Genomic DNA, 23581 nt, shown 5'->3' with positions numbered 1-23581 from the left:
CCGTGTAGATGGGCTGTTTAGCCATGTCGGCAGGTTCTTCACAAACTTTGGCAACTCGCCCTCAAGTTGCCTTCAGGCACGCCGATATCGACAGTTCACCGCGGGTACGCGCAGCCTGCGGAGACGGCACGCGGCTGTTGCTTCCTCGTGCCGGGCCTGGCATCAGGTCGTCTTGACGTACTCAGCCACTCCAGAAGGACAACCCCAGAATGATGTTTCTGTTCAACGGCATCCGAGCCGAAGTCGAACCCGTTCCCAAGAAGAAGGGCTGGTACCAGCTCACTGGCAAGCACATCGAACGCTGGACTGTGGATGTCTGCGACACATTCGGCGACCTGTCGACTGGCGGAATCAAGGTCGACCACGGTGCCAAGATTCTGGGCATCCACAATCGTGACCCCGAGATTGCACAGCAGGACCCCCGCTTCAACGAGGAGAACAACCCGGAGGACGGTGCCACCTTCGGCGTCTACCTCGAGGGCGGGCGCACGTACATGCTGATGGCAGTCAATCAAGCCGAGTACGTCATACTCCGATTCCTGTGCCCTCACGAGGCCGGTGACGATGAGGCGTTCGACCCCATCAGCGACTACCGAGTGGAACAGCCGAGCACCAAGGCGAAGGGTGCCAAGAAGGTCGCTGCCTAAGCCGGGCCTGCCCACGGTGCGAAACCCCCATGTGCCGGAGACGGCCGACGACAGGCAACGGGCCGATGCCGAAGAGTCGGTCTGTCGCCCGGCAGTGCAGTGCGACGAAGCCGCGGCCTTCAATGCAGAGTGCATTGCAATTGGGCGTGAGTCAGCTGCGGCCGGATTCCGCATCGTCCCCAAACTGCCAACGGCGTACCAGGACGCTTTCGACAACTATCGCGGACCGGAGAAGAAGCCGTCGTACTTCGAAAGCAAGCTACTCAGCCTTCGCCTCAGCGCCCTGAGGCGAGGAATGGTGGTCGACTCAGCAGTCACCATCGAGTTCTTGCAGCGCATCACCGTGGCTCAATGTCCCGTCCAGCGTAAGCGCTTTCGACTGAAGTCTGGAAGTTCAGAGCGCAACCCTTCCCTGGACCGACTCGTCAACGAGGTCACCTATCGGGCCGGCAACATCTGCGCGCTGACCCAACAGGTCAACCGCGTCAAGGGCGACCTGTCGTTCGACGAAGTGCTGCAGGTGGCGCAAGCCAGGAAGGACCACGCCGGGCTCATGCCGGCCGAGTGGTTGCGTTTGGCATCGCTGATGTACGGAGCCTGGGCGCGCGCCTACAAGCAGGACGACCTGTACCTGCTGCCACTGGCCGCCATCCCTGGCCCCGGGATGTTCATGAGCACGTCGCAGGCCGTTCAACTCCTCCTGACTCGGCACTTTTCCAAGGGCGGCAACGCGTCGGCGGCGACCGGCCTCTGGCTCGGACTGACCCGCCAAAGCGACTGCAAGGACGACCTGTTCCTCGAGTTCCGCGTGCTGCTGGCGGCTGCTCTCTCCGAGGAACGGTATCCGGAAGACGTGTGGCAGCGCGACGCCGTGTTCGGGACATTCGCACGCTGGTACCTCGCCTGTCGCGATGCGGTGGATGCGCAGGTTGAGGTCGCGCTCCACCGACATCATGAGCGCCTGGCAGACCCGGCCGCAGAGCTTGATTGGCCGGCCATCTCGCGCTACCAGCACTGACCCTCTCTATCCCTCCAAAGAGGTAACCAGGGTAACGCCAGCGAGAAAAAGAAAAGGGCGGACCCTTTCAGGCCCGCCCCCTTCAGCTGGCAACTCACGCCGCCAGCGGCAGTTCGTCCTCTCCTTCCGGTGGCAGCAGATGCTGCGGGACCGGAATCACCGTGACCTTCGAGGGACGGAAACCCGCCCCGATGCGTTGGGTGCGCTCTTCACCCCCCGGCAGCCGCCTCAGAATCAGCGACCACCCGCCCGCTGCCCACTTCGTTCCATTGAACACCTTGCGGAGCTCCTGGTGCACCGGTGAGTTTGCAACGTACAGCAGCCAACTGCCCTTGACACACGCCACGCGCAGACCCATCTGGGCCAAACGCATGACGATATCGGGCTGATTCGTGGGGTCCTTGCAGACCGCCTCGACCGCCTGCCCGATGGACAGCTGGCGGGTCACCAGCACGTCGTCCACGGTCACATTGAACCGAACGACCTTGCTGGTCAACGCTTCCAAGCACATCTCTTCGTCGCTGACCTTGTGTTCATCGACTTGAGACTTGACACCGTACATCTCCACCAGCACGTCAGCGTCCGCCTCCGTTGCCGGAATGGCAGACACCATTGCCCAGTAGGCTGCAAGCAGTGTGCCGACGGTGTCAGCCATACGGCTATCACCGCCACTGGCAATGATGCGTTGCTGCACCACCACCAGGCTCGCCTGGAATACACCCCAACGGCTGACCGCGAGACGCTTCAGCTTCGGCCCGATTGCTCGGACTTCGGCCAAGGCCTGCGGGTTGATGGGTGTCGTCGCTGCCCCTGCCAGCTCCTTCGCTTCCAACACCACCCAGCGGGAGGCGTCAGCTGCTTCGAGCTGACCGGGCTGGATGCCCGCCGTCAGCATGGGTGATGTCACCCGGAACTTCATGGGGGTACCAGAGACCGTTCCACGCGCGATTCCTTCGTCCTCTTCCCCCATGCTGTAAGCGCCACGCGCCAGCACGAGTGCCGCCTTGTGATGACTTACGGTGGGGTCGTATTCGAATTCGTCGATGGCACAGCAGCAATACCGCTCCGCCAGCGTCTGGCGAAGGCCAGCTTCAGTCGGAGGTGTGGTGAATCCCCTGTACAGGACTCCCAGCAGCGCCTTGAGAACGTCAAGGACTGTTGACTTGCCGCAACCGCGCGGACCGGTCACGCGAACGTGTGGCCGGCGGCGCAATGCCGGTCCGACCACCGCGACGAACACCCAGGCCAAGAGAATGGTTTCCGCCATGGGATGCACCCAGTTCAGTGAACCGAAGAGCTTCGAGACCAATCGCACCTCGCCATCTGTCGCCGGCTCGGTGCCCATGTCGAACTCAACCTCCCCGACGGCCGGGTAGACCCGACCATCGTGAACGCCATGCTGCAACACGGTCCCGTCCGACGTCCACAGCTGACTGCCGTTGACGATGAGGCGCGTCTCGTCCAACTGCCACACACCGGTGCCACGTTCCGATTGCTCGGAGTACGGCCCCAGTGCCTGGCATTCGGCCATGATGTCGTTGGCCAACCAGCGATAGTTGAACGCGCTGGTCTTCTTCTTGGCGTCGTACACGCTGTAGTTCTCGTCGCACCACAGCGCACCACAAACGGACTTGAGTTCCATCTCCTTGAGGTCCGACGGACTGAGGTGATGGACCTTGTTATCCAGGAGCGAGAGCACAGTGAACTTCTTGCCGCTCACGCCCAGCGGCACGTAACCACCCGGGGTGGTCGTGCTGCTTTGGGTCAGGGGAGTGCCGTTGGTGCTGAGAATGTTCTTCATTTGAGGTCCTGTTTTTCGTAGCCCCCGTCCAGCGGACGTGGGTCGGGTTAATGGGGATGGATGTCCCTTGCGGGACGGACCCTCCGCGGGTCGGCCGCCTTTCGGCGGCACGAAGCACTAACCGGGACGCACCGCACCTGAGCCGATGAAGGCCCAGACGCAAGCTCTCCCCCAACGTACGACTCGTTGGAGTGTTTTGAAGGTCAGGTTGTGAAAGAACGGCAGCAGCAATCCCGGTGAAGGGACCACCACTGACTGTTGTCGGCACGAACACTGCCAGCTTTAGGGGCGGCTTCGAAAAAGTTGTTCTCCAGCCGGCTGCGCGGCTCGCCATCCAGGGCCAGCTCGAGCCATGGCGGCGCATCGTGTACCCTGCAGGCTGGTGCCTGTCGCGCGCCTTCCGTCCGCATCGGAGAAGCAGCCCCAGCGACATCACCAAGTGAATTGACCGACCAGACACCTCTTCGCAGGCGCTGGGCGAGCGGACCGTCTGCCTTGAGCCTGCCGGGAGAGCCCGTGTCTGAAGCACCCAAGTACACCCCGAGTCCGGCGTTCGACCGGGCTGCCCATGCCCTCGACCTCGCCGCCGAGGCCTTCTGGTTCAACCGGGAGCCGGTAGAGCAGGTCGAACGGTTGGATGCGCGCATCAAGTTCGCCGCCAAGCTGCTGGCCAAGGCGGCCGACATTCCGCACAGCCGCGCGTTGGACGCGATGGCGCAGGCGCTGCGGTTTCCGTCCTGGCACCACCTGAGCGCCCACTTGGGCCGAGCTGCGGACTTCGCACCTGGGCCACTGCCTGCGGGCTGGCTGGATGCGCTGAGTACTGCCGTCGTACTCGCGGCCAGGGCAGAGGCCGAAGTCACGATGCCTTCCGCACAGCTGGATGCGTTCGAGGCATTGGGTGAGACGCTGGCCATGCTGACCGACGCACCCAAGCAGAAGGTGCTGGACCAAGTGTCCGCCGGGCTGTGCGCTGGTCGAAGCTGGCGCGAGGTGCGGCAGCGCAGCCCGCTGGACGCCAATGCACCGCTGTACCGATTCGCCGTGCACGAACAGGATGCTGAGGGCGGCCTGGGCGGCTGCTTCGAGGAAAGCCCCGCCTGCCGCCAGTTGGTTGAACAGCTCGACGACAACTGGCAGGGCTACGACGGGTTCACCAAGGCACAGAAGAAGCGCGCCCGCAGCTGGGTCGAGGCCACCATGGCCATGCAGCCCGGCTTCCTGCAGGCTGGCCTGGCTTTGGCCTGGATGCAGAAGGAAGCCGGCGAGCCGCAGGCGCTGACCACCGCCAACGCGGCGGTGCGCCAGGCCGAGGCACTGATACCCAAGGGCTTCAAAGGACGCATCCTCTGGGGTCACCTGGGCAACAGGTTCTATCACCGGCTGCTGTGGCTGCAGATGCAGTTGCATCATGACCGGGGTGCCAGCGACGCCGCCGCGAAGGTGGCGCGCAAGATGCTGCGGCTCAATCCCGGTGACAACCTGGGCGTGCGCTACGCACTGCCCTTCCTGTTGCTGGAACAGGGCGAGGTGGCAGCTACCCGGCGCTCGCTCAAGGCCATCTCGAACGAGCCTGGCCTGACAGCGGCGGCAACACGGGCGTTCGTCGCCTTTGCCGAGGACAAGCCGGATGAGTTTCGGCGCGAGCTGGCCACGGCGCTTTTCACGCTGCCGGTGCTGCGCGCCTTCCTGCTCAACGACAACAAGGCCTTGCCTGAGGGTGAATCAGGCTACCGGCTTGTGCGGTCGGACATGGCGACCTTCGCCGAGCTGGCCTGGCCGAGCTACTGCATCCTGCCTGGCCTGCGCAAGGCTTGCCAGTCCTTCCTTGCCGAGCCCGGAGTGCAGGCCGCCGAGCGCGAGTTGGCGGCGTACTGGAAGGGCTACTGGGAGGTCCGGCGGACTCCGGGTGCCGAGCGCCAGGGCTCTGCCGAGGGATGGGCCCAGCTCCTCGCGCTGAACATCGACAAAGTTGGCCCGAGACCTCCGCGCGTATAAGTCCTTGATTTGACGAAGAACGGAAGCTCAGAACAGGCGTGTTCGGGCTAAATTTTCTGTGCCAAATCTGTGCCAAATCCAGCGAATGGAAGGGGGTGGAAACGGGTGGAAAGCGATGGAAGGGGTGTGCTAAGCTGTTGATTCTTCTAGGGCAGGCCCGCCGGGCCCGGGCTCCTGGAGCCGCAGCTTGTTTTTCGGGACGTAGAGGCCGGAGGTTCGAATCCTCTCACCCCGACCATATTTTCGACGCGTTCCCGAACAGGTCGATCCATCGCCTGCTTGAGGAAGTCGTGTGCCCGCGGTCTGTGAAGGTTGCGGCACGAGACCAAGCCCCCTTCGTCCTCCACCTGCATCCAGGCGCAGTGCCCTTGTTGCGCAGCGCCCTTTCGCGAGGCGCTCGCCAAGCCGCCAAGCAGGGGGAATGCAGCCGCGTTGTTCCGGCCTTACACCCAGAGGGTCCAGGCCGATGATCGACACGCCATGGTTCCCTCCCCCGCTCCCGCCGCGGCCGAAGCTGCGCGCAGCATGCTGTCCGGTGCCGCCCGCGTGCTCGTGCATGCCGGACGCCTGACTTCCGCACAGGCCGAGCATTTGGTCCGCATGGCGCGCGAGCAGAACCAGGGCTTCGTCGCCACCGCGATCGCCCAGGGCGCGATCAGTGCTTCCGACATCGCGCACACGCTTGCGATGACCCTGGCGATCCCGCTGCTCGACCTGGATGCGGTCGATGCGCAGAAGCTGCCGAAGCAGGTGCTGGACACCCGACTGAGCACGCAGTACCAGGTGGCGGTGCTGAGCCGCCGCGGCAACCGCCTGTTCATCGCAGCCGCCGACCCGACCAGCCAGGAAGCCGCCGAGCGCATCAAGTTCGCCACCCAGCTGCTGCCCGAATGGGTGATCGTCGAGCACGACAAGCTGCTGCGCCTGATCGAGCACCAGACCACCAGCGCCAACGAGGCCATCGACGCACTGACCGTCGGCGAGATCGAATTTGACATCGCCGAGGAGCGCCCCGGGCCCGAGGCCTCCGAGACCAGCAGCGAGGTGGAGGACGCGCCCGTCGTGCGCTTCCTGCAGAAGATGCTGATCGATGCGGTCAATGCACGGGCCTCGGACCTGCACTTCGAGCCCTTCGAGACCAACTACCGCGTGCGCTTCCGCATCGACGGCGAGCTGCGCGAGATCACCCAGCCACCGCTGGCCATCAAGGACAAGCTGGCCTCGCGCATCAAGGTCATCAGCCGGCTCGACATCGCCGAGCGCCGCGTGCCGCAGGACGGCCGGATGAAGCTGAAGTTCGGTCGCAAGGCCATCGACTTTCGCGTCAGCACGCTGCCGACGCTGTTCGGCGAGAAGATCGTCATCCGCATCCTGGACTCGTCCAGTGCCAAGCTCGGCATCGAGGCGCTGGGCTACGAAGCCGACGAGCGCGAGCGCCTGCTGGCCGCGATCCGCCGGCCCTACGGCATGGTGCTGGTCACCGGACCGACGGGCTCGGGCAAGACGGTCTCGCTCTACACCTGCCTGAACCTGCTGAACCAGCCAGGCGTGAACATCTCGACCGTCGAAGATCCGGCCGAGATCAACCTGCCGGGCGTGAACCAGGTCAATGTCAACGAGAAGGCGGGGATGAACTTCGCCGTGGCGCTGCGTGCCTTCCTGCGCCAGGACCCGGACATCATCATGGTCGGCGAAATCCGCGACCTGGAAACCGCCGACATCGCGATCAAGGCCGCGCAGACCGGCCACATGGTGATGAGCACGCTGCACACCAACGACGCACCGACGACGTTGAGCCGGCTGCTGAACATGGGCGTGGCGCCCTTCAACATCGCGTCCAGCGTGATCCTGATCACCGCGCAGCGCCTGGCCCGCAAGCTCTGCGAACAGTGCAAGGCGCCGGCCGACTACCCGCGTGAGGCCCTGCTGCGCGCGGGCTTCCGCGAGACGGAACTCGACGGGCGCTGGCGGCCCTATCGGGCGGTCGGCTGTGCAGCCTGCACGAATGGCTACAAGGGTCGCACCGGCATCTATCAAGTCATGCCGATCTCAGACGAGATCCAGAAGATCATCCTCGCTCACGGCCATGCGCAGGACATCGCCCGCCAGGCCCAGAAGGAAGGCGTGCGCGACCTGCGTCAGTCGGGATTGCTGAAGGTCCGCGCCGGAGTCACGACCCTGGAGGAAGTGATCTCGGTCACCAACGAATAGCCGGTCTGCCGCGATGCGCCCCCTTGCCCGCCCGGCCCCCCGCAAGTCTGCGGAGCGGGACCACCTCTACGAATGGGAAGGCCGCGACCGCAGCGGCAAGCTGGTACGCGGCGAGATGCGCGCGATCGGCGACATGGCCGTGCAGGTCAGCCTGCGGCGCCAGGGCATCCTGGTGCAGAAACTGCGGCGGCGGCGCAGCCCACAGGGCGGCCGCATCAAGGCCAAGGACATCGCGATCTTCACCCGCCAGATCGCCACGATGATGCGCGCGGGTGTGCCGCTGCTGCAGAGCTTCGAGATCGTCGGCCGCGGCAGCGCCAAGCCCCGGGTCGGCAAGCTGCTGGCCGACCTGAAGGCCGACATCGAGACCGGCACCAGCCTGTCGGATGCCTTCCGCAAGCATCCGATGCACTTCGACGCGCTGTACTGCAATCTGGTCGAGGCCGGCGAGGCCGCAGGCATCCTCGACACCCTGATGGACCGCCTGGCGCACTACCAGGAGAAGACACTCGCCCTGCAGGCCAAGATCAAGTCGGCGCTGGTCTATCCACTGGCCGTGCTGCTGGTGGCCTTCGTGGTGGTGGCGGTGATCATGATCTTCGTGATTCCGGCCTTCAAAGAGGTCTTCGGCAACTTCGGCGCCGACCTGCCGGCACCGACGCTGGCCGTGATGGCGATGTCCGATGTCTTCGTCGAATCCTGGTACCTGATCTTCGGGACGCTGGGCTTGGGCAGCTATTTCTTCCTGCAGAGCTGGAAGCGTTCGCCGGCCATGCAGCGGGTCATGGACCGTCTGATGCTGAAGCTGCCGATCTTCGGGCCGCTGATCAACAAATCGGTCATCGCGCGCTGGACGCGCACGCTCTCGACCATGTTCGCGGCCGGTGTGCCCCTGGTGGAGGCGCTGGACTCGGTCGGTGGTGCCTCGGGCAATGCCGTCTACCGCGAGGCCACGCAGCAGATCCAGCGCGAGGTGGCCGCCGGCACCGCCCTGACGCCGGCCATGCACGCCACCGGCGTGTTCCCGGTGATGGTGCTGCAGATGAGTGCGATCGGCGAGGAAGCCGGCTCGCTCGACCACATGCTCGGCAAGGCTGCCGAGTTCTACGAGCAGGAGGTCGACGAGGCCGTCAAGGCCCTGTCCAGCCTGCTGGAACCGGTGATCATCGTCGTGCTGGGTACGATCATCGGTGGCATCGTTGTCGCGATGTACCTGCCGATCTTCAAGCTGGGTCAGGTGGTCTGACCCCTCACCGTTCCGATGCCTTCCGACACCTTCCTCGACCTGCTGCTCAGCGCCCCGGTGCTCGGCCTGCTGGGCCTGCTGATTGGCAGTTTTCTCAATGTCGTCATCCACCGCCTGCCGCAGATGATGGAGCGCGACTGGCGGCGCGAAAGCGCCGAGCTGCTTGAACTGTCGGCGCCAGACGATGGCCCGCCGCTCTCGCTGCTGCGCCCCGGCTCGCACTGCCCGCACTGCGGCCACGTGCTGCGCTGGCACGAGAACCTGCCACTGATCGGCTGGCTGCGGCTGCGCGGCCGCTGCGCGGCCTGCAGCGGGCCGATCAGCCCGCGCTATCCGCTGGTCGAAGGCCTGACGGCCCTGCTCTTCGCCAGCCTGGCCTGGCGCTTCGGTGCCGATCCAGTGCTGCTGGCCTGGGCCGGCTTCGTGGCCGTGCTGATCGCCGCGGCCGGCATCGACTGGGACACCACCCTGCTGCCCGACAGCCTGACCCAGCCCCTGCTGTGGGCCGGCCTGGTGGTCGCTGCGCTGGGCTGGACCCTGCCGCTGGACCAGGCCCTGTGGGGTGCGGTGGCCGGCTACGGCGCGCTGTGGACGGTGTTCTGGCTGTTCAAGCTGGTCACCGGCAAAGACGGCATGGGCGCGGGCGACTTCAAGCTGCTGGCCGCGCTCGGCGCCTGGCTGGGGCCTGCCATGCTGCTGCCGGTGGTGTTGGCCGCCTCGCTGATCGGCGCGCTGGTCGGCCTGGGTCTGAAGGCCGGCGGGCAGCTGCGCGAGGGCCGCTACGTGCCCTTCGGCCCTTTCCTCGCCGGCGCCGGCCTGCTGGTGCTCTACGCCGGCCCGCAGCGGGTGAGCGGCTGGATGGGCTGGGCATGAGGGGTCTGCGGATCGGCCTGACCGGTGGCATCGGCAGCGGCAAGAGCCGCGCCGCCGCGGCCTGGGCCGCGCTGGGCGCGCACTGCCTAGATGCCGATGCAGTCGCCCGGGCCCTGACCGCCCCTGGAGGGGCGGCCATCGACGCGCTGCGCAGGGCCTTCGGACCCGAGGTGCTGGATGCTGAAGGTGGCCTGGACCGGGCGGCGATGCGGGCCCGGGCCTTCGCCGACCCAGCCGTTCGAGAGCAACTCGAGGCCCTGCTGCATCCGCGCATCGGCACGGCGCTGAAGGAGGCGATGGCCGCTGCACCGGCCGGGGCCGTGCAGGTGCTGGAAATCCCGCTGCTGGTCGAGCAGCTGGCCCGATGGCGACCCCAGCTCGATCGCATCGTGGTGATCGACTGCCCGGTCGAGCGGCAGATCGAGCGGACGATGGCCCGCTCGGGCTGGCCGCGCGCGCAGGTGGAAGCCGTCATCGCCCAGCAAGCCAGCCGGGCCGCGCGCCTGGCCGTGGCCGATGCCGTGATCGACAACGCCAGCGAGGACCCGGCCGCACTCGACGCCGCGGTGCAGGCGCTGTGGACCCGCTGGCTCGGCCCGCCCCCCCCTGGCGAAGGCGCGCACGCCCCCGGGTGAACCCGGGGCGCTGTGGAACAATCCCTTGCCGCATGTCCGCGGAGTGGCTGGCCTTGATCCTCTACGAATACCCGTTCAACGAGAGCACCCGCACCCTGCTGCGGCTGGAGCATCTCTGCGGCCGGCTCGCGACGCTGATGGCGCGCGAGGACGCGCTGGATCATCACCATGCGCTGGCGGCGCTGTTCGAGATCATCGAGGTGGCGGCGCGGGCGGACCTGAAGACGGACCTGCTGCGCGACATGGACCGCCACCGCGCGCAACTTGCCCAGTTCCGCGGCAATCCCGCGATTGCCGAGGGCCGGCTCGAAGCCTTCATCCAGCGCATCGACAGCTGCCACGCCGCCCTGCAGCAGACCAGCGGCAAGGCCGGCCAGAGCTTGAATGCCGACGACTGGCTGATGAGCATCCGCAGCCGCATCACCATCCCCGGCGGCACCTGCAGCTTCGACCTGCCAGCCTATTACGCCTGGCAGCAGGGCCCGGCGGAACGCCGCCGGCAGGACCTGCTGCGCTGGACGCGAACACTGCAGCCCTGGGTGGACGCCCTCGGCCTGGTGCTCGGCATGGTGCGCGAGTCCGGCCACCCGCACATGGTGGCCGCGCCGGGCGGCCACTTCCAGCAGAGCCTGCCGCAGAACCGCAGCTTCCAGCTGCTGAGGCTGCGGCTGCCGCACGAACTGGAGCTGGTGCCCGAGATCAGCGGGCATCGGCTGCTGGTCTCGGTGCGGCTGATGCGGCAAGACGCCGAGGGCCGGCTGCGGCCCGCGACCGAAGACACCAGCTTCGAACTGAGCCTGTGCGGATGAGTGGTACCGCCCTGCCCCGCAAGCCGCTTCAGGTCCCTTGCCCGCACTGCCGGCAGCCGAGCCTGTTCGCACCGGAGAACCCCTGGCGCCCCTTCTGCAGCGAGAGCTGCCGCCAGATTGACCTGGGGGCCTGGGCTAATGGCGATTACCGTGTGTCCGCGAGTCAGCCTCGCACCGAGCCGGAGAGCCTCACTGCCCCGCCCCCGTCAGAGGGGCTCTTCTGATACGTAAAAACCCGCAACACGGATGCACACTCCGAGAAACTATTTCAGTCGGAATTTGACATGAAGTTTCGCTTTCGGATGCCGCATCAACTGCCCCCGGGATGGGCCGTCGATGACCACGCGATGCCGATGACGGCAGAGGGGCATGCTGCGGGCTGGTTCGAAACTCGAGAGACAGTGCCTCATGGCCTCAAGCCACTACGGGCCTCAGCTTCGGCAACGACCTGCGATGCGGCTGTGCCTCACCCGAAACCACACGCAACAAACGAGGAATGGCGCGAGCGCTGAGCCCGGAGCACGCGACTCAGGCGTCCTAGACCTCCTCGGCCAGCCACTCCAGCACCGGCAGCGTGCCGGGCAGCACCGGTGCCACCTGCACCGGCAAGCGGGACCAGGCCATTTGCTGGCCCTCCCGCATCTCGAAATCCCCCGTCCATGTGCGCACCTTGCAGAAGTGCAGCCGCACGCGCGCATGCGGGTAGTCCATCAGGTGCACGCGCCAGGCCTCGACGGGGCCGATGGTGACGCCGATCTCCTCGATCAGCTCACGGCGCAAAGCCTGCTCGACCGTCTCGCCGGCCTCCAGCTTGCCGCCTGGAAACTCCCAGTAGCCGGCGTAGACCTTGCCCTGCGGCCGCGAGCACAGCAGGAAACGTCCATCCGCGTCGAACAGCAGACCGACGGCCACGTCGACCGGCACCCGGTCCGTCGGCTCGGGCAGGCTCATGACCGGAGGCGCCCGACATGGTCGCGGGCGAATTGCCAGGCCACGCGCCCCGAGCGCGAGCCGCGCTCCAGCGCCCAGACCAGGGCCTCGCCGCGGGCGGCCTCAACCGCTGCCGCATCCAGGCCGAAGTGCGCCAGCCACTGGGCGACCACGGCCAGGTACTCGTCCTGGCTGAAGGGGTAGAAGCTGATCCACAGCCCGAAGCGCTCGGACAGGGAGACCTTCTCCTCGATGGCCTCGCCGGGGTGCAGTTCGCCGTTCGCGTCGTGGCGGGCCGCCAGGTTGTCACGCATCTGCTCGGGCAGCAGGTGGCGGCGGTTGCTGGTGGCGACGATCAGCAGGTTATCGCTGAGCTGGCTGATCGAGCCATCGAGCACCGACTTCAGCACCTTGTAGCCGGACTCGCCCTCGTCGAAGCTGAGATCGTCGCAGAACAGGATGAAGCGCTCGGGCCGCTCGGCCACCAGGTCGACCAGATCGGGCAGGTCGACCAGATCGGCCTTGTCGACTTCGATCAGCCGCAGGCCCTGGGACGCGAAGGCGTTCAGCGCGGCCTTGACCAGCGAGCTCTTGCCGGTGCCACGCGCGCCGCTGAGCAGGACATTGTTCGCACCGCGGCCGGCGACGAACTGCGCCAGGTTGCGCACCAGGCGCTCCTTCTGCGCATCGATCTCCTGAAGCTCGTCGAGCTGGATGGTGGCGGCATGGCGCACCGGTTCCAGCACTGCGGCGCCACGCCGGCGGCGGTAGCGGAAGGCGTGGGCAGCCGACCAGTCCGGCGCCTGCAGCTGCGGCGGCAGCAGGCCTTCCAGCCGGACCAGCAGGGCTTCGGCACGGGCCATCAGGGCATTCAGATCGGACATCGGCAGGGTCGCGCGGACAGGGGGTTCCAAGGTGCGCGGCAGTGTAGCCAGCGCCCTGCCTGGCCGGCCGCAGGCGCGGGCCGCTCAGGCGCCAGCGGGCGGCCAGCGGCGCAGGGCCGGGCCGGCAATCAGCACGGTCTGGTCGCCCGGCCGCGGCTGGACGGTGTGCAGGCCGGTGAAGGCGCCGAAGGCCGGCAACAGGCCCACCTGGCGGCGCACATCGAAGTGGAAGCAGGGCAGACGCAGCGACTCGCCCGCCGCCCGCAAGCGCAGGCCGGGGTGGATGTGGCCGGCCAGCACCGCCCGGCCGGGCTGCGGCCGGGGATGATGGGCCAGGGCCAGGCCGCCCAGCGGCCAGGGCTCGTCGACCACGGCAAAGCCCAGGGCGGCCGGCGGGTCGCCAGCGCGGTCGTCGTGGTTGCCACGCACGAGGGTGAGGTCCAGATCGGGATGCGCAGCCCGCCAGGCCGCCAGGGCGGCACCGGCCGGGCCATCGCGGGCTGCGGCGGCATGCAGCAGGTCGCCGAGCACGATCAGCGCACGGGCACCGGTCTCGGCCAGCGCGGCACTCAGGCGGTCCAGCGATTCGACGCTGCTGCCCTGGGGCACCGGCACGCCGAGGCGGCGGAAGCTCTGACCCTTGCCGACATGCAGATCCGCCACCAGCAGGGTGGCGTGCCGAGGCAGCCAAATGCTGCGGTCGGCGCGCAGCAGCAGGGTCTCGCCGCCCCAGGCCAGTTCCATCGCGACCCCGGTCTCAGCGGGCGATCAGGGCCAGGGTGGCGTCGAGCTGCTCGGTCGGCAGGCGGCGGAAGTCGCTGCGCGCAAAACGCTGCAGCCGGCCCTGGGCCAGGGCGATCAGCGCCGCGGCGCGCAGCTGGGCGTCGACCGTCGGCGTCGGCGAGCCGGCGGCCTCGGCGGCCGCGCGCAGCACCTGGCGGCACTGCGATTCGAGACGATCGAAGAACTGGTTCATCCGCACGAGCAGCCGCGCATGCTCGGTGACCAGGGCATCGCCGACCATGACCCGCACCATGCCGGGGTTGCGCTCGCCGAACTGCAGCAGCACGGCCACCATGCGTGCGGCGGCCCGGGTGCCATCCGGCTCGCGGTCGGCAATCTGCTGGACCAGGCCGAAGAGGCTGGACTCGATGAACTCGATCAGGCCCTCGTACATCTGGGCCTTGCTCGCGAAGTGGCGGTAGAGCGCCGCCTCGCTCAGGCCGAGCCGGGCCGCCAGCGCGGCGGTGGTCACGCGCTCGGCGCCCGGCTCCTGCAGCATGGCGGCCAGGGCCTGCAGGATCTGGATGCGCCGCTCGCCCGGCTTGGGCCGCTTGCGCCCCGACGCCGGTGCGTCGGCAGGCACGGGCGAAGCCCCGCTGTCGGCCGGCGGAAGGTCGGGGGTGTCAGCCATGGAAAGTGAGTGCACGCAAGCGGTTGAGGCCTGAAATTCTGGCACACACATGGGCTGGCCTTCGGCCCGGGCGCTGCCAGGCCGTGGGCGGTGGCGAGCCCGCCGGCACGGTTGGCGGCCCCGCCCGCAGGCGCTTCAGGCGCGGCGACTGCGGGCGGTGGTAGCCCTGCATCCAGACCGTGCGCCAGCCTTCGCGGCGCGCGGCGCGCAGGTGGCCCGGCGTGTCGTCGACCAGCACGGCGCGATGCGCGGGCAGCTTCAGCCGCGCCAGCAGGTGGCGCAGCATGCGGGCGTCGGGCTTGGGTCGCCACTGGCCGAAGACGCGCATGGCCTCGATCGCGATCACCGCCTCGAAGCCGCGCCAGCCCAGGCTGCCGAGCACCCGCGCGGCATAGGCCGCCGGCCCGTTGGTCAGGATGAACTTGCGGCCCGGCAGCCGCGCCAGGGCCTGCGCATCGCTGCGCGGCCGGCGCAGCCGGGCCTCCAGGCCGGGCAGGCGGTGGGTCTCGGCCAGGAAGTGATGCGGGTCGGTGCCGTGGTGGCGGATCAGGCCGAGCAGGGTGGCGCCGTGGCGCTGCCAGTAGGCCCGGCGGCGCGCGTCGGCGGCGGCGCGGTCCAGGCCCAGGCTGGCCTGGAGGTAGTCGGTCATCGCGCCATTCAGCGGGCCGAAGGCCGCGAGCGTCGCGTCGTGCAGGGTGTCGTCGAGGTCGAAGAACCACACCGGCCGGCGTGGCCAGGCGGTCGGCTCGACCGGCGGCGCGCCGTAGGCCGGCGGCGTGCCGTAGGCCGGCGGCGTGCCGTAGGCCGGCGGCGTGCCGGGCGCCGCCGCCCGGGCGCGCCCACCCGCCTGCGCGGCGCGGTAGCTCAATGCGAGCGGATCATGGTGCCGAAAGCACCATCGGTCAGCACCTCCAGCAGCATCACATGCGGCACCCGGCCGTCGATGATGTGCACGGCGTTGACGCCGCTCTTGGCGGCATCCAGCGCGCCGGCGATCTTGGGCAGCATGCCGCCGCTGATGGTGCCGTCGGCGAAGAGCTCGTCGATCTGCCGGGCCGAAAGATTGGTCAGCAGCTTGCCGGCCTTGTCGAGCACGCCGGTGGTGTTGGTCAGCAGCATCAGCTTCTCGGCGCGCAGCACGGTGGCGAGCTTGCTGGCGACCAGGTCGGCGTTGATGTTGTAGCTCTCGTTGCGCTCGCCGAAGCCGATCGGGCTGATGACCGGGATGAACTGGTCGTCCTGCAGGGCCTGGACCACGCTCGGGTCGATGGACTCGATCTCGCCGACCTGGCCGATGTCGTGTTCCTTGCTCGGGTCGTCCTTGTCGAGCATCTTCAGCTTGCGGGCGCGGATCATCGCGCCGTCGCGGCCGGTCAGGCCCACGGCCTTGCCGCCGGCGGCGTTGATCAGGCCGACGATGTCCTGCTGCACCTCGCCGCCGAGCACCCACTCGACGACTTCCATCGTCTCCTCGTCGGTCACCCGCATGCCCTGGATGAAGGTGCCCTTCTTGCCGATCTTGGCCAGGGCATCGTCAATCTGCGGGCCGCCGCCGTGCACGACGATGGGCTTCATGCCGACCAGCTTGAGCAGCACCACGTCCTCGGCGAAGTCGGCCTGCAGGGCCGGGTCCGTCATGGCGTTGCCGCCGTACTTGATGACGATGGTCTTGCCGTGGAACTTGCGGATGTAGGGCAGGGCCTGGGCCAGGATCTCGGCCTTGTCGCGCGGGGCGATGGCGGCCAGCTCGGGGGTCGGGGTGCTGCTCATGGCGGAGGTCGGCCGGTGGGGGGAAGGTCGCAAATTCTAGGGTTGCCCCGGGGCGCGGCCGTGACGGCCGCGCCCGCTTCAGGCGCCGGGCGCCAGCGTCAACAGCAGTGCATAGCGGCCGGCCTTGCCCAGGGCCATCCAGGCCAGGCAGGGCCCTGCGGGCAGGCGCAGGGCGCCGGCCAGCACGCACAGCGGGTCGCCGACCAGCGGCAGCCAGCTCAGCACGCAGGCCTTGGCGCCATGGCGGGCCAGCAGGGCCTGTGCGCGCCGGCGGGCGGGCGATTCGGTGGGCTCGAGCGCAGCGGACGGCTCGGCCGCGGCCTGGCGCGCCGGACGCAGCAGCCGCGCCAGGCCGCGGCCCATGGCCCAGCTGATCGCACCGCCCGCGGTGTTGCCCAGGCTGGCGGCCAGGAAAGCGGGCAGCAGCAGCTCGGGCCGCAGCTGCACCAGGGCCAGCAGGGCCAGCTCGGAGCCGCCCGGCAGCAGGGTGGCGGAGAGCAGGGCCAGCAGGCCCAGGCCCAGCAGCAGCGGCGCCGCGGCCGAAGGCCCGGCGGCCAGGGCCTTCAGGGCCTGCGAGAGCCCGGCCAGGTAGCCCATCGGGTCGGTGGGCAGCAGGGCCAGGGCGGGCAGATCCATGCCGCGCAGTGTGCCGGAGCCGGCCGGCGCGCCCGTGCTTTGCGGCCCCGGATCCGCAGAAACCCGTGGCTATACTCTGCCTCCTTTTTCAGCAGGCGCCCGTGACCGCTCCCCTCGCCCTCGGCCCGATCACGGTGCCCAACCGCCTCTTCGTGGCCCCCATGGCGGGCGTCACGGACCGGCCCTTCCGCATGCTCTGCAAGCGGCTCGGGGCGGGCTATGCGGTCAGCGAGATGGTCACCTCGCGCCGCGAACTGTGGGACAGCCTGAAGACCTCGCGCCGGGCCAACCACGAGGGCGAGAGCGCGCCGATCGCCGTGCAGATCGCCGGCACCGACCCGGCCGAGATGGCCGAGGCGGCCCGCTACAACATCGCCCGCGGCGCCCAGGTCATCGACATCAACATGGGCTGCCCGGCCAAGAAGGTCTGCAAGGTCTGGGCAGGCTCGGCCCTGATGCAGGACGAGGATCTGGCCCTGCGCATCGTCGAGGCCACGGTCGAGGCTGCGCGCCCCCACGGCGTGCCGGTCACGCTGAAGATGCGCACCGGCTGGAGCGCCAGCGGCCGCAATGCGCTGACGATCGCCCGCAAGGCCGAGGCCGCCGGCATCGCCATGGTCACCGTGCATGGCCGCACGCGCGAGCAGGGCTACGGCGGCGAGGCCGAGCACGACACCGTGGCCGCCATCAAGCGCGCGCTGTCCATCCCGGTGGTGGCCAATGGCGACATCGACAGCCCGGAGCGCGCCCGCGAGGTGCTGGCCCGCACCGGCTGCGACGCGATCATGATCGGCCGCGCCGCCCAGGGCCGGCCCTGGATCTTCGGCGACATCGCGCACTTCCTGGCCACCGGCTGCCATCGGCCGGCGCCGGCGACGCGCCAGGTGGCCGACTGGCTGCTGGAGCACCTGGTCGACCACTGCAGCCTCTACGGCGAGACCGCCGGCCTGCGCAGCGCGCGCAAGCACATCGGCTGGGCCGTCAAGGGCCTGCCGGGCGGCGCGGACTTCCGCGACCGCATGAATCGCATCGACACCGCCGCGGCCCAGCAGGCCGCCGTGCGGGATTACTTCGAGGCCCTCGCGCAGCGCCACCCGCGGCTGCCGGCGCCCGAGCCCGAGAGGCCGCCCGAGACTGCGGCCCCCCATGACGACCTGCCTGCCGCCGCCTGCGCCGCGGCCTGAGCCATGAGCAACAAGAAGACGATCGAAGGCTGCATCCGCGACAGCCTGGAAGGCTATTTCAAGGACCTGCGCGGCGCCGAGCCGCACAACGTGTACGACATGGTGATGGAGGTCGTCGAGAAGCCGCTGCTGGACGTGGTCATGCAGCAGGCCGACGGCAACCAGTCCCGGGCCGCCGAGTGGCTGGGCATCAACCGCAACACCCTGCGCCGCAAGCTGGCGCAGCACAAGCTCATCAAGCAAGACGGCCCGCGCGGCTGAACCCCATGAACCTCTCGCACCTCAGCGCCCTGCTCTCGGTCTCCGACAAGACCGGCATCGTCGACCTTGCGCAGGGCCTGCACGCCCTGGGCATCAAGCTGCTGTCCACCGGCGGCACCGCCAAGCTGCTGGCCGAAGCCGGCCTGCCGGTGACCGAAGTGGCCGAACACACCGGCTTCCCGGAAATGCTCGACGGCCGCGTCAAGACCCTGCACCCCAAGATCCACGGCGGCCTGCTGGCCCGCCGCGACCTGGCCGCGCACCGCGACGCGCTCAGCACCCACGGCATCGCGACGATCGACCTGCTGGTCGTCAACCTCTACCCCTTCGAGGCCACCGTGGCGAAGGCCGGCTGCACCCTGGGCGACGCGATCGAGAACATCGACATCGGCGGCCCGGCCATGGTGCGCTCCGCCGCCAAGAACTGGAACGACGTGGCCGTGCTGACCGACGCCGGCCAGTACGCCGGCGTGCTGGCCGAGCTGCGCGCGCACGGCGCCGTGCAGCGCGCGACCCGCTTCGCCCTGGCCGTGGCCGCCTTCAACCGCATCAGCAACTACGACGCGGCGATCAGCGACTACCTCTCGGCGATCGATCTCCCGGCGGACGACGCCGCCGTGCCGGCCCGCAGCGCCTTCCCCGCGCAGAGCAACGGCCGCTTCGTCAAGCTGCAGGACCTGCGCTATGGCGAGAACCCGCACCAGCAGGCCGCCGTCTACCGCGACCTGCACCCCGCGCCCGGCTCGCTGGTCACGGCCAAGCAGCACCAGGGCAAGGAGCTGAGCTACAACAACCTCGCCGATGCCGACGCGGCCTGGGAGGCGGTCAAGGCCTTCGACGGCGCCAGCGACGGCCCCGCCTGCGTGATCGTCAAGCACGCCAACCCCTGCGGCGTGGCCCTGGGGGCGACGGCGGCCGCGGCCTACGCCGGCGCCTTCGCGACCGACCCGACCTCGGCCTTCGGCGGCATCATCGCCTTCAACGTGCCGGTGGATGCGGCGGCGGCCGAAGCCGTCAGCAAGCAGTTCATGGAAGTGCTGATCGCCCCCGGCTACAGCGCCGAGGCGCTCAAGATCCTGGCGGCCAAGGCCAACACCCGCGTGCTGGAGATCCCGCTCGACGCCGTGCAGCGTGACGGCGCCACGCCCTGGGCACGCGGCCAGAACGCGCAGGACGTCAAGCGCATCGGCTCGGGCCTGCTGATCCAGAGCGCGGACAACGCGGTCATCGCTGCGGCCGACCTGAAGGTCGTCACCACGCGCAAGCCCACGCCGGCGCAGATCACCGACCTGCTCTTCGCCTGGAAGGTGGCCAAGTTCGTGAAGAGCAATGCCATCGTCTTCTGCGGCGGCGGCCGCACCTTGGGCGTGGGGGCCGGGCAGATGAGCCGGCTCGACAGCGTGCGCATCGCCAGCATCAAGGCCCAGCATGCCGGCCTGAGCCTGCAGGGCGCGGTGGTCGCCAGCGACGCCTTCTTCCCCTTCCGCGACGGCCTGGACGTGCTGGCCGACGCCGGCGCGAGCGCCGTGATCCAGCCGGGCGGCTCGATGCGCGACGAGGAAGTCATCGCCGCGGCCAACGAGCGCGGCGTGGCCATGGTCTTCACCGGCGTGCGGCACTTCCGCCATTGAGTCGGACCGGCGGCCCGGTCCCGGCCCGGCCGTCAAGCCGGGCCGCCGCGGGGCCGGGCAGGCCCGCCCGGCCGCTAGCATGCAGCGCATGAACACCGGGCTTGCCGCCCTTGCGGGCTGGCTGCTGTCCTTCATCGCGCGCCTGGTCACCGGGGCCCAGGGCCACTGGCTGGGCTGCGTGCCGAAGGACGAGCAGCGCATCTACTTTGCCAACCACCAGAGCCACCTCGACTGGGTGCTGATCTGGTGTGCGCTGCCGCGCGAGCTGCGCCGCCGCACCCGGCCGATCGCGGCCCGAGACTACTGGACCACCCAGCCGCTCAAGCACTGGATCACCCGCGAAGTCTTCCGCGCCGTCTACGTCAGCCGCAGCCGCAGCGAGGACCAGGACCCGCTGGAACCGCTGGCCGAGGCCCTGAGCGCCGGCGATTCGCTGGTGATCTTCCCCGAAGGCACGCGCAGCAACCTCGGCGAACCGCAGGCCTTCAAGACCGGGCTCTACCACCTGGCCCGGCAGTTCCCGCAGGCGGTGCTGATCCCGGCCTGGATCGACAACGTGCAGCGCGTGATGCCCAAGGGCGAGGTCGTGCCGGTGCCCATCCTGTGCACGGTCAGCTTCGGTGCGCCGCTGGTGCCGCCGGCCGAGGACGAGGACAAGCGCGACTTCCTGGCGCGCGCGCGCGCCGCCGTGCTGGCCCTGCGGCCGGCCAGCCCCTGAGGTCGCCATGGGGGAACTGCGCGAGCTCAGTGCCAGCCAGCAGACCGGCCTGCTCTTCCTGATCGTCTTCGGCCTGCTGATCCTGGCCAGCCTCGCCCTGCTCGTCCGCAGCCTGCGGCCCGATCCACGCCCGGCTCAGCGCCTGAGCCTGGCCGGCCTGCAGCGCGACCTCCGTGCGGTCTGGATCGGCAGCCTGCTGTTCTGGCTGTCCTGGCTGGGCGGACCGCTGGGGGCCACCCTGCTCTTCGGCCTGTTCAGCTTCCTGGCCCTGCGCGAGTTCATCACCCTGATGCACACCGGGCGCAGCGACCACCGGGCGCTGATCCTGGCCTTCTTCCTCGTGCTGCCGCTGCAGTACCTGCTGGTGGGCACCCGTCGTTTCGACCTGTTCAGCGTGATGATTCCGGTCTATGCCTTCTTCGCGCTGCCGGTGGCGAGCGCACTGGCCGGCGATCCGCAGCGCTTCCTGGAACGCAATGCCAAGATCCAGTGGGGCATCATGGTCTGTGTCTACGGCCTGTCGCACACGCCGGCCCTGCTGCTGCTGAACTTTCCGCGGCACGGGGGGCGAGGGGCCTTCCTGGTCTTCTTCCTGGTCGTGGTCGTCGGCCTCGGGCAGATCGTGCAGGGCTGGGCCAGCCGACGCCTGCCGGGACGGCCGGTGGTGCGGCAGATCGATCGCCGCTTCAGCTGGCGGGCCTGGGCCGGCGGCACGCTGGCAGCCGGCCTGGCGGGTGCGCTGATGTACTGGGCCACGCCCTTCAAGCCCCTGCAGGCCATGAGCCTGGCCCTGATCGCGGCCGGCAGCGGCCTGCTCGGCGAGCTGGTGATGCAGGCGCTCAAGCGCGATGCCGGCGTGCGCCACTGGGGCCACCGCGTGGCCGCCGCGCCGCCCGGGGCCGAGGGCCTGGGGACGGTCACCGGCGCGGTCGGCCTGCTCGACCGCATGGCCGCGCTCTGCTTTGCCGCGCCGGTCTTCTTCCATGCCGTGCGCTGGTACTTCAGCCTCGGACGCTGAGCCCATGCCTGCCACCCGCATCCTCGGCATCGACCCCGGCCTGCGCACGACCGGCTTCGGCGTGATCGAGGCCGAGGGCGCAACGCTGCGCTACCTGGCCAGCGGCACCATCCGCACCGACAGCCTGCCCAATGGCGATCTGCCCGGGCGCATCAAGCTGATCTTCGACGGCGTGAGCGAGATCGTCGCGCGCTACGAGCCGCAGCAGGCCGCGCTGGAGATCGTCTTCGTCAACGTGAACCCGCAGAGCACGCTGCTGCTCGGCCAGGCGCGCGGCGCGGCGCTGGCGGCCCTGGTCAGCCGCGGGCTGACGGTGTCGGAATACACCTCGGCCCAGCTGAAGAAGGCCGTGGTCGGCGCCGGCCAGGCGCGCAAGGAACAGGTGCAGCACATGGTCATGCACCTGTTGAAGCTGCCGGGCCTGCCGGGGCCGGATGCGGCCGATGCGCTCGGCCTGGCGATCGCCCATGTGCATGTCGGCAGCTCGCAGGCGGCGATCGCCGCCGTCACCCCGCTGCAGCGGCGGGCGCACAGCCAGTACCGCGGCGGACGGAGCTACTGAGCCTTCCCCCGGAGGCGCTCAGGGCAAGCCGGGGCGCCCCGGCCTCGCCTGCCGCGCCCGCAGGCTCAGAGCATCACCACCAGCCGCTCCAGGAAGAGCACGCCGAAGAAGCCCAGCCCGGCCAGCAGCGTCCATTTCAGGATGACCAGGCCGCGGCGGCGCCAGACGGCCTGGCCGGTGCCGATCGCCATCGCGAAGCAGAGGATGGAGGCCAGCAGCAGCAGGCCGACGACGAGGCGGGCGATCAGCATGGCGGCCAGGCGCGCGGCGCGGCGCTGGCGGTGCTGGTCGGGCGCGGGCTGCCGGTGACGGAATACACCTCGGTGCAACAATTGAAGAAGGCCATCGTCGACAGCGGCCAGACCCGCAAGGCGCAGGTGCAGCACATGGTCATGCACCTGCTGGGCCTGCCCGGCTCCGGCGCCGCTGACGCCTGGGCCGGGCCATCACCCACGCCCACGCCGGCACGGCGAAAGCCGCCACCTCCGCCGTCACGCCGCTCACGCGGCGCGCGCACAGCCAGTACCGGGGCGGGCGGAGTTACTGAGGGCGGGCCTTCAGACCACCGGCGCCATGAAGCCGGCGTGGCTGACGTAGACGTTCTCCCCCCGCCGCCATTGCCGATCGAAGCCGGCGGCGCCGCGGTGGAAGTTGTCCTCGCAGCCCGTCTTCAGCCGCTCGTGCAACTCGACGATCATGGCGTTGACCTTGCCGATCCACGGGCTGGGATCGAGGAAGACCTCGCGTTCGGCGCCTTCGATGTCCATCTTGAGGATGTCGATGCACGCGATCCCGTGGTCCTTCATGAGGCGGTCCACCGTCATGCCGGGCACCACGTCGAAGCGCCGGTGCCGAAGGTCGGCCGACGCGCCGCCGCCATCGGTCATGAAACCCCAGTCGCCCAGCCCGGGATCGACCAGGTCGATGGCTTCGTCCCGGTTCCACAGCGCCGCACGCAGCGGGGTGATGTTGGGGTAGGCGCGGACGTTGGCGCAGAGCGTGTCGAAGTTGTGACGCTCCGGCTCGATGGCGATGATCCGCGCCCCGGGATAGCGGTTGGCGAAATACAGCGAGGCTAGGCCGATGTTGGCCCCGGCATCGACGATCACGCGAGGCTCGCGCTCGACCTTGAAAGCGTATTCATGGTCGACGAAGACCTGGCGGTAGGCGTCAAGGTCCGACGACGGCAGCCGAAGCCACAGCGGATGCCGGCAGTCCGGGCGGTCGACCCGGTGCCGGATTTTGCGTCCCCGGAGCTTGCCGAAAACCCCGACCGCCAACCCCGACCAGCCCAGCAGCTCGGTGTAGGACTTCACATTGGCCCATTGCACGACA

25 protein-coding genes and 1 pseudogene are annotated in these 23581 nt (G+C 69.0%); 16 read left to right on the top strand and 10 right to left on the bottom strand.

Annotated elements, in window-relative coordinates; genetic code table 11:
- Positions 1-212: 212 nt before the first annotated feature.
- Together H4F90_RS11855 and H4F90_RS11850 are read left to right on the top strand one after the other, a co-directional pair.
- Positions 213-647, top strand: a complete 435-nt coding sequence (locus H4F90_RS11855; protein ID WP_182664835.1) for a hypothetical protein — start codon at positions 213-215, stop codon at positions 645-647.
- 16 nt (positions 648-663) lie between these two features.
- Entirely contained in the window at positions 664-1665 is a 1002-nt protein-coding gene (locus H4F90_RS11850) for a hypothetical protein (protein ID WP_182664833.1), read from the top strand.
- Positions 1666-1759: 94 nt separating this feature from the next.
- Here the strand turns inward: H4F90_RS11850 and H4F90_RS11845 are convergent, their stop codons facing one another.
- On the bottom strand, positions 1760-3466 hold the full coding sequence (locus tag H4F90_RS11845; RefSeq protein WP_182664831.1) for a hypothetical protein: 1707 nt from the start codon (positions 3464-3466) through the stop codon (positions 1760-1762).
- Positions 3467-3982: 516 nt separating this feature from the next.
- On the opposite strand from H4F90_RS11845, the gene H4F90_RS11840 reads away from it, so the two are divergent.
- The 7 genes from H4F90_RS11840 (at position 3983) to H4F90_RS11810 (ending at position 11462) form a co-directional block, all read left to right on the top strand.
- On the top strand, positions 3983-5464 hold the full coding sequence (locus H4F90_RS11840) for a hypothetical protein (RefSeq protein ID WP_182664829.1): 1482 nt from the start codon (positions 3983-3985) through the stop codon (positions 5462-5464).
- 480 nt (positions 5465-5944) lie between these two features.
- Entirely contained in the window at positions 5945-7675 is a 1731-nt protein-coding gene (pilB, locus tag H4F90_RS11835) for a type IV-A pilus assembly ATPase PilB (RefSeq protein WP_182664827.1), read from the top strand.
- Between the two features lie 13 nt (positions 7676-7688).
- Positions 7689-8921 (top strand): type II secretion system F family protein, encoded by a 1233-nt coding sequence (locus tag H4F90_RS11830; protein ID WP_182664825.1) that lies wholly within the window; start codon positions 7689-7691, stop codon positions 8919-8921.
- Positions 8922-8936: 15 nt separating this feature from the next.
- A complete protein-coding gene (locus H4F90_RS11825) occupies positions 8937-9794 on the top strand; it encodes a prepilin peptidase (protein WP_182664823.1) in 858 nt (285 codons plus the stop codon).
- Entirely contained in the window at positions 9791-10429 is a 639-nt protein-coding gene (gene coaE / locus H4F90_RS11820) for a dephospho-CoA kinase (protein ID WP_182664821.1), read from the top strand. The genes H4F90_RS11825 and coaE overlap by 4 nt, the downstream gene beginning before the upstream one ends.
- A gap of 53 nt (positions 10430-10482) precedes the next feature.
- On the top strand, positions 10483-11238 hold the full coding sequence (zapD, locus tag H4F90_RS11815) for a cell division protein ZapD (RefSeq protein ID WP_182665010.1): 756 nt from the start codon (positions 10483-10485) through the stop codon (positions 11236-11238).
- Positions 11235-11462 carry a DNA gyrase inhibitor YacG gene (locus H4F90_RS11810; RefSeq protein WP_182664819.1) on the top strand — a complete coding sequence of 76 codons (228 nt, stop codon included), beginning with the start codon at positions 11235-11237 and terminating at the stop codon, positions 11460-11462. Before zapD ends, H4F90_RS11810 begins: the two co-directional genes overlap by 4 nt.
- 313 nt (positions 11463-11775) lie before the next feature.
- On the opposite strand, the gene H4F90_RS11805 is transcribed toward H4F90_RS11810, so the two are convergent.
- From H4F90_RS11805 to H4F90_RS11775, 7 genes are all read right to left on the bottom strand, one after another.
- Positions 11776-12189: an NUDIX domain-containing protein gene (locus H4F90_RS11805; protein WP_182664817.1), complete on the bottom strand. Its 414-nt coding sequence runs from the start codon at positions 12187-12189 to the stop codon at positions 11776-11778.
- The gene (locus tag H4F90_RS11800) at positions 12186-13052 is read right to left on the bottom strand and encodes an ATP-binding protein (protein WP_182664814.1); all 867 of its coding nucleotides are present in this window, start codon (positions 13050-13052) and stop codon (positions 12186-12188) included. The genes H4F90_RS11805 and H4F90_RS11800 overlap by 4 nt, the downstream gene beginning before the upstream one ends.
- An 84-nt stretch (positions 13053-13136) precedes the next feature.
- A complete protein-coding gene (pdeM, locus tag H4F90_RS11795; protein WP_182664811.1) occupies positions 13137-13796 on the bottom strand; it encodes a ligase-associated DNA damage response endonuclease PdeM in 660 nt (219 codons plus the stop codon).
- 13 nt (positions 13797-13809) lie between these two features.
- A complete protein-coding gene (gene slmA / locus H4F90_RS11790) occupies positions 13810-14466 on the bottom strand; it encodes a nucleoid occlusion factor SlmA (protein ID WP_182664809.1) in 657 nt (218 codons plus the stop codon).
- Positions 14459-15334 carry an HAD family hydrolase gene (locus tag H4F90_RS11785; RefSeq protein ID WP_235972178.1) on the bottom strand — a complete coding sequence of 292 codons (876 nt, stop codon included), beginning with the start codon at positions 15332-15334 and terminating at the stop codon, positions 14459-14461. The genes slmA and H4F90_RS11785 overlap by 8 nt, the downstream gene beginning before the upstream one ends.
- Positions 15331-16236: an acetylglutamate kinase gene (gene argB / locus H4F90_RS11780; protein ID WP_182664807.1), complete on the bottom strand. Its 906-nt coding sequence runs from the start codon at positions 16234-16236 to the stop codon at positions 15331-15333. Before argB ends, H4F90_RS11785 begins: the two co-directional genes overlap by 4 nt.
- Before the next feature lie 78 nt (positions 16237-16314).
- Positions 16315-16872: a YqaA family protein gene (locus H4F90_RS11775; RefSeq protein ID WP_235972177.1), complete on the bottom strand. Its 558-nt coding sequence runs from the start codon at positions 16870-16872 to the stop codon at positions 16315-16317.
- A gap of 101 nt (positions 16873-16973) precedes the next feature.
- On the opposite strand from H4F90_RS11775, the gene dusB reads away from it, so the two are divergent.
- The 6 genes from dusB (at position 16974) to ruvC (ending at position 22246) form a co-directional block, all read left to right on the top strand.
- Entirely contained in the window at positions 16974-18056 is a 1083-nt protein-coding gene (gene dusB / locus H4F90_RS11770) for a tRNA dihydrouridine synthase DusB (protein WP_328700915.1), read from the top strand.
- Between the two features lie 3 nt (positions 18057-18059).
- Positions 18060-18317 carry a Fis family transcriptional regulator gene (locus H4F90_RS11765; protein ID WP_182664805.1) on the top strand — a complete coding sequence of 86 codons (258 nt, stop codon included), beginning with the start codon at positions 18060-18062 and terminating at the stop codon, positions 18315-18317.
- Between the two features lie 5 nt (positions 18318-18322).
- On the top strand, positions 18323-19948 hold the full coding sequence (purH, locus tag H4F90_RS11760; RefSeq protein ID WP_182664803.1) for a bifunctional phosphoribosylaminoimidazolecarboxamide formyltransferase/IMP cyclohydrolase: 1626 nt from the start codon (positions 18323-18325) through the stop codon (positions 19946-19948).
- An 88-nt stretch (positions 19949-20036) separates the two neighbouring features.
- Complete coding sequence (locus H4F90_RS11755) at positions 20037-20666, top strand: lysophospholipid acyltransferase family protein (RefSeq protein ID WP_182664801.1); 630 nt, start codon at positions 20037-20039, stop codon at positions 20664-20666.
- A 7-nt stretch (positions 20667-20673) separates the two neighbouring features.
- Positions 20674-21684, top strand: coding sequence for a phosphatidate cytidylyltransferase (locus H4F90_RS11750; protein WP_182664798.1), 1011 nt, complete (start codon positions 20674-20676; stop codon positions 21682-21684).
- Positions 21685-21688: 4 nt separating this feature from the next.
- A complete protein-coding gene (gene ruvC, locus H4F90_RS11745) occupies positions 21689-22246 on the top strand; it encodes a crossover junction endodeoxyribonuclease RuvC (RefSeq protein ID WP_182664796.1) in 558 nt (185 codons plus the stop codon).
- Positions 22247-22311: 65 nt separating this feature from the next.
- Here the strand turns inward: ruvC and H4F90_RS11740 are convergent, their stop codons facing one another.
- Complete coding sequence (locus tag H4F90_RS11740; RefSeq protein ID WP_182664794.1) at positions 22312-22497, bottom strand: hypothetical protein; 186 nt, start codon at positions 22495-22497, stop codon at positions 22312-22314.
- Positions 22498-22500: 3 nt separating this feature from the next.
- Between H4F90_RS11740 and H4F90_RS11735 the strand changes: the two are divergent.
- Positions 22501-22793: pseudogene (locus H4F90_RS11735) on the top strand (crossover junction endodeoxyribonuclease RuvC); the annotation flags it as partial.
- Positions 22794-22803: 10 nt separating this feature from the next.
- Here H4F90_RS11735 and H4F90_RS11730 read toward each other — a convergent pair.
- Positions 22804-23562, bottom strand: a complete 759-nt coding sequence (locus H4F90_RS11730) for an FkbM family methyltransferase (RefSeq protein WP_182664792.1) — start codon at positions 23560-23562, stop codon at positions 22804-22806.
- Positions 23563-23581: the final 19 nt, after the last annotated feature.

The organism is Aquariibacter albus (assembly GCF_014145335.1).
Classification (GTDB): Bacteria; Pseudomonadota; Gammaproteobacteria; order Burkholderiales; family Burkholderiaceae_C; genus Aquariibacter; species Aquariibacter albus.
This window is presented reverse-complemented; position numbering and strand designations above follow the sequence as displayed.

Bases quoted from the DNA above. Each gene is read 5' to 3' on its own strand.
- H4F90_RS11855 (WP_182664835.1), top strand. From the start codon at position 213: ATGTTTCTGTTCAACGGCATCCGAGCCGAAGTCGAACCCGTTCCCAAG.
- H4F90_RS11845 (WP_182664831.1), bottom strand. From the start codon at position 3,466: ATGAAGAACATTCTCAGCACCAACGGCACTCCCCTGACCCAAAGCAGC.
- pilB (WP_182664827.1), top strand. From the start codon at position 5,945: ATGGTTCCCTCCCCCGCTCCCGCCGCGGCCGAAGCTGCGCGCAGCATG.
- H4F90_RS11830 (WP_182664825.1), top strand. From the start codon at position 7,689: ATGCGCCCCCTTGCCCGCCCGGCCCCCCGCAAGTCTGCGGAGCGGGAC.
- H4F90_RS11825 (WP_182664823.1), top strand. From the start codon at position 8,937: ATGCCTTCCGACACCTTCCTCGACCTGCTGCTCAGCGCCCCGGTGCTC.
- coaE (WP_182664821.1), top strand. From the start codon at position 9,791: ATGAGGGGTCTGCGGATCGGCCTGACCGGTGGCATCGGCAGCGGCAAG.
- H4F90_RS11810 (WP_182664819.1), top strand. From the start codon at position 11,235: ATGAGTGGTACCGCCCTGCCCCGCAAGCCGCTTCAGGTCCCTTGCCCG.
- H4F90_RS11805 (WP_182664817.1), bottom strand. From the start codon at position 12,189: ATGAGCCTGCCCGAGCCGACGGACCGGGTGCCGGTCGACGTGGCCGTC.
- H4F90_RS11800 (WP_182664814.1), bottom strand. From the start codon at position 13,052: ATGTCCGATCTGAATGCCCTGATGGCCCGTGCCGAAGCCCTGCTGGTC.
- pdeM (WP_182664811.1), bottom strand. From the start codon at position 13,796: ATGGAACTGGCCTGGGGCGGCGAGACCCTGCTGCTGCGCGCCGACCGC.
- slmA (WP_182664809.1), bottom strand. From the start codon at position 14,466: ATGGCTGACACCCCCGACCTTCCGCCGGCCGACAGCGGGGCTTCGCCC.
- argB (WP_182664807.1), bottom strand. From the start codon at position 16,236: ATGAGCAGCACCCCGACCCCCGAGCTGGCCGCCATCGCCCCGCGCGAC.
- H4F90_RS11775 (WP_235972177.1), bottom strand. From the start codon at position 16,872: ATGGATCTGCCCGCCCTGGCCCTGCTGCCCACCGACCCGATGGGCTAC.
- H4F90_RS11765 (WP_182664805.1), top strand. From the start codon at position 18,060: ATGAGCAACAAGAAGACGATCGAAGGCTGCATCCGCGACAGCCTGGAA.
- purH (WP_182664803.1), top strand. From the start codon at position 18,323: ATGAACCTCTCGCACCTCAGCGCCCTGCTCTCGGTCTCCGACAAGACC.
- H4F90_RS11755 (WP_182664801.1), top strand. From the start codon at position 20,037: ATGAACACCGGGCTTGCCGCCCTTGCGGGCTGGCTGCTGTCCTTCATC.
- H4F90_RS11750 (WP_182664798.1), top strand. From the start codon at position 20,674: ATGGGGGAACTGCGCGAGCTCAGTGCCAGCCAGCAGACCGGCCTGCTC.
- ruvC (WP_182664796.1), top strand. From the start codon at position 21,689: ATGCCTGCCACCCGCATCCTCGGCATCGACCCCGGCCTGCGCACGACC.
- H4F90_RS11740 (WP_182664794.1), bottom strand. From the start codon at position 22,497: ATGCTGATCGCCCGCCTCGTCGTCGGCCTGCTGCTGCTGGCCTCCATC.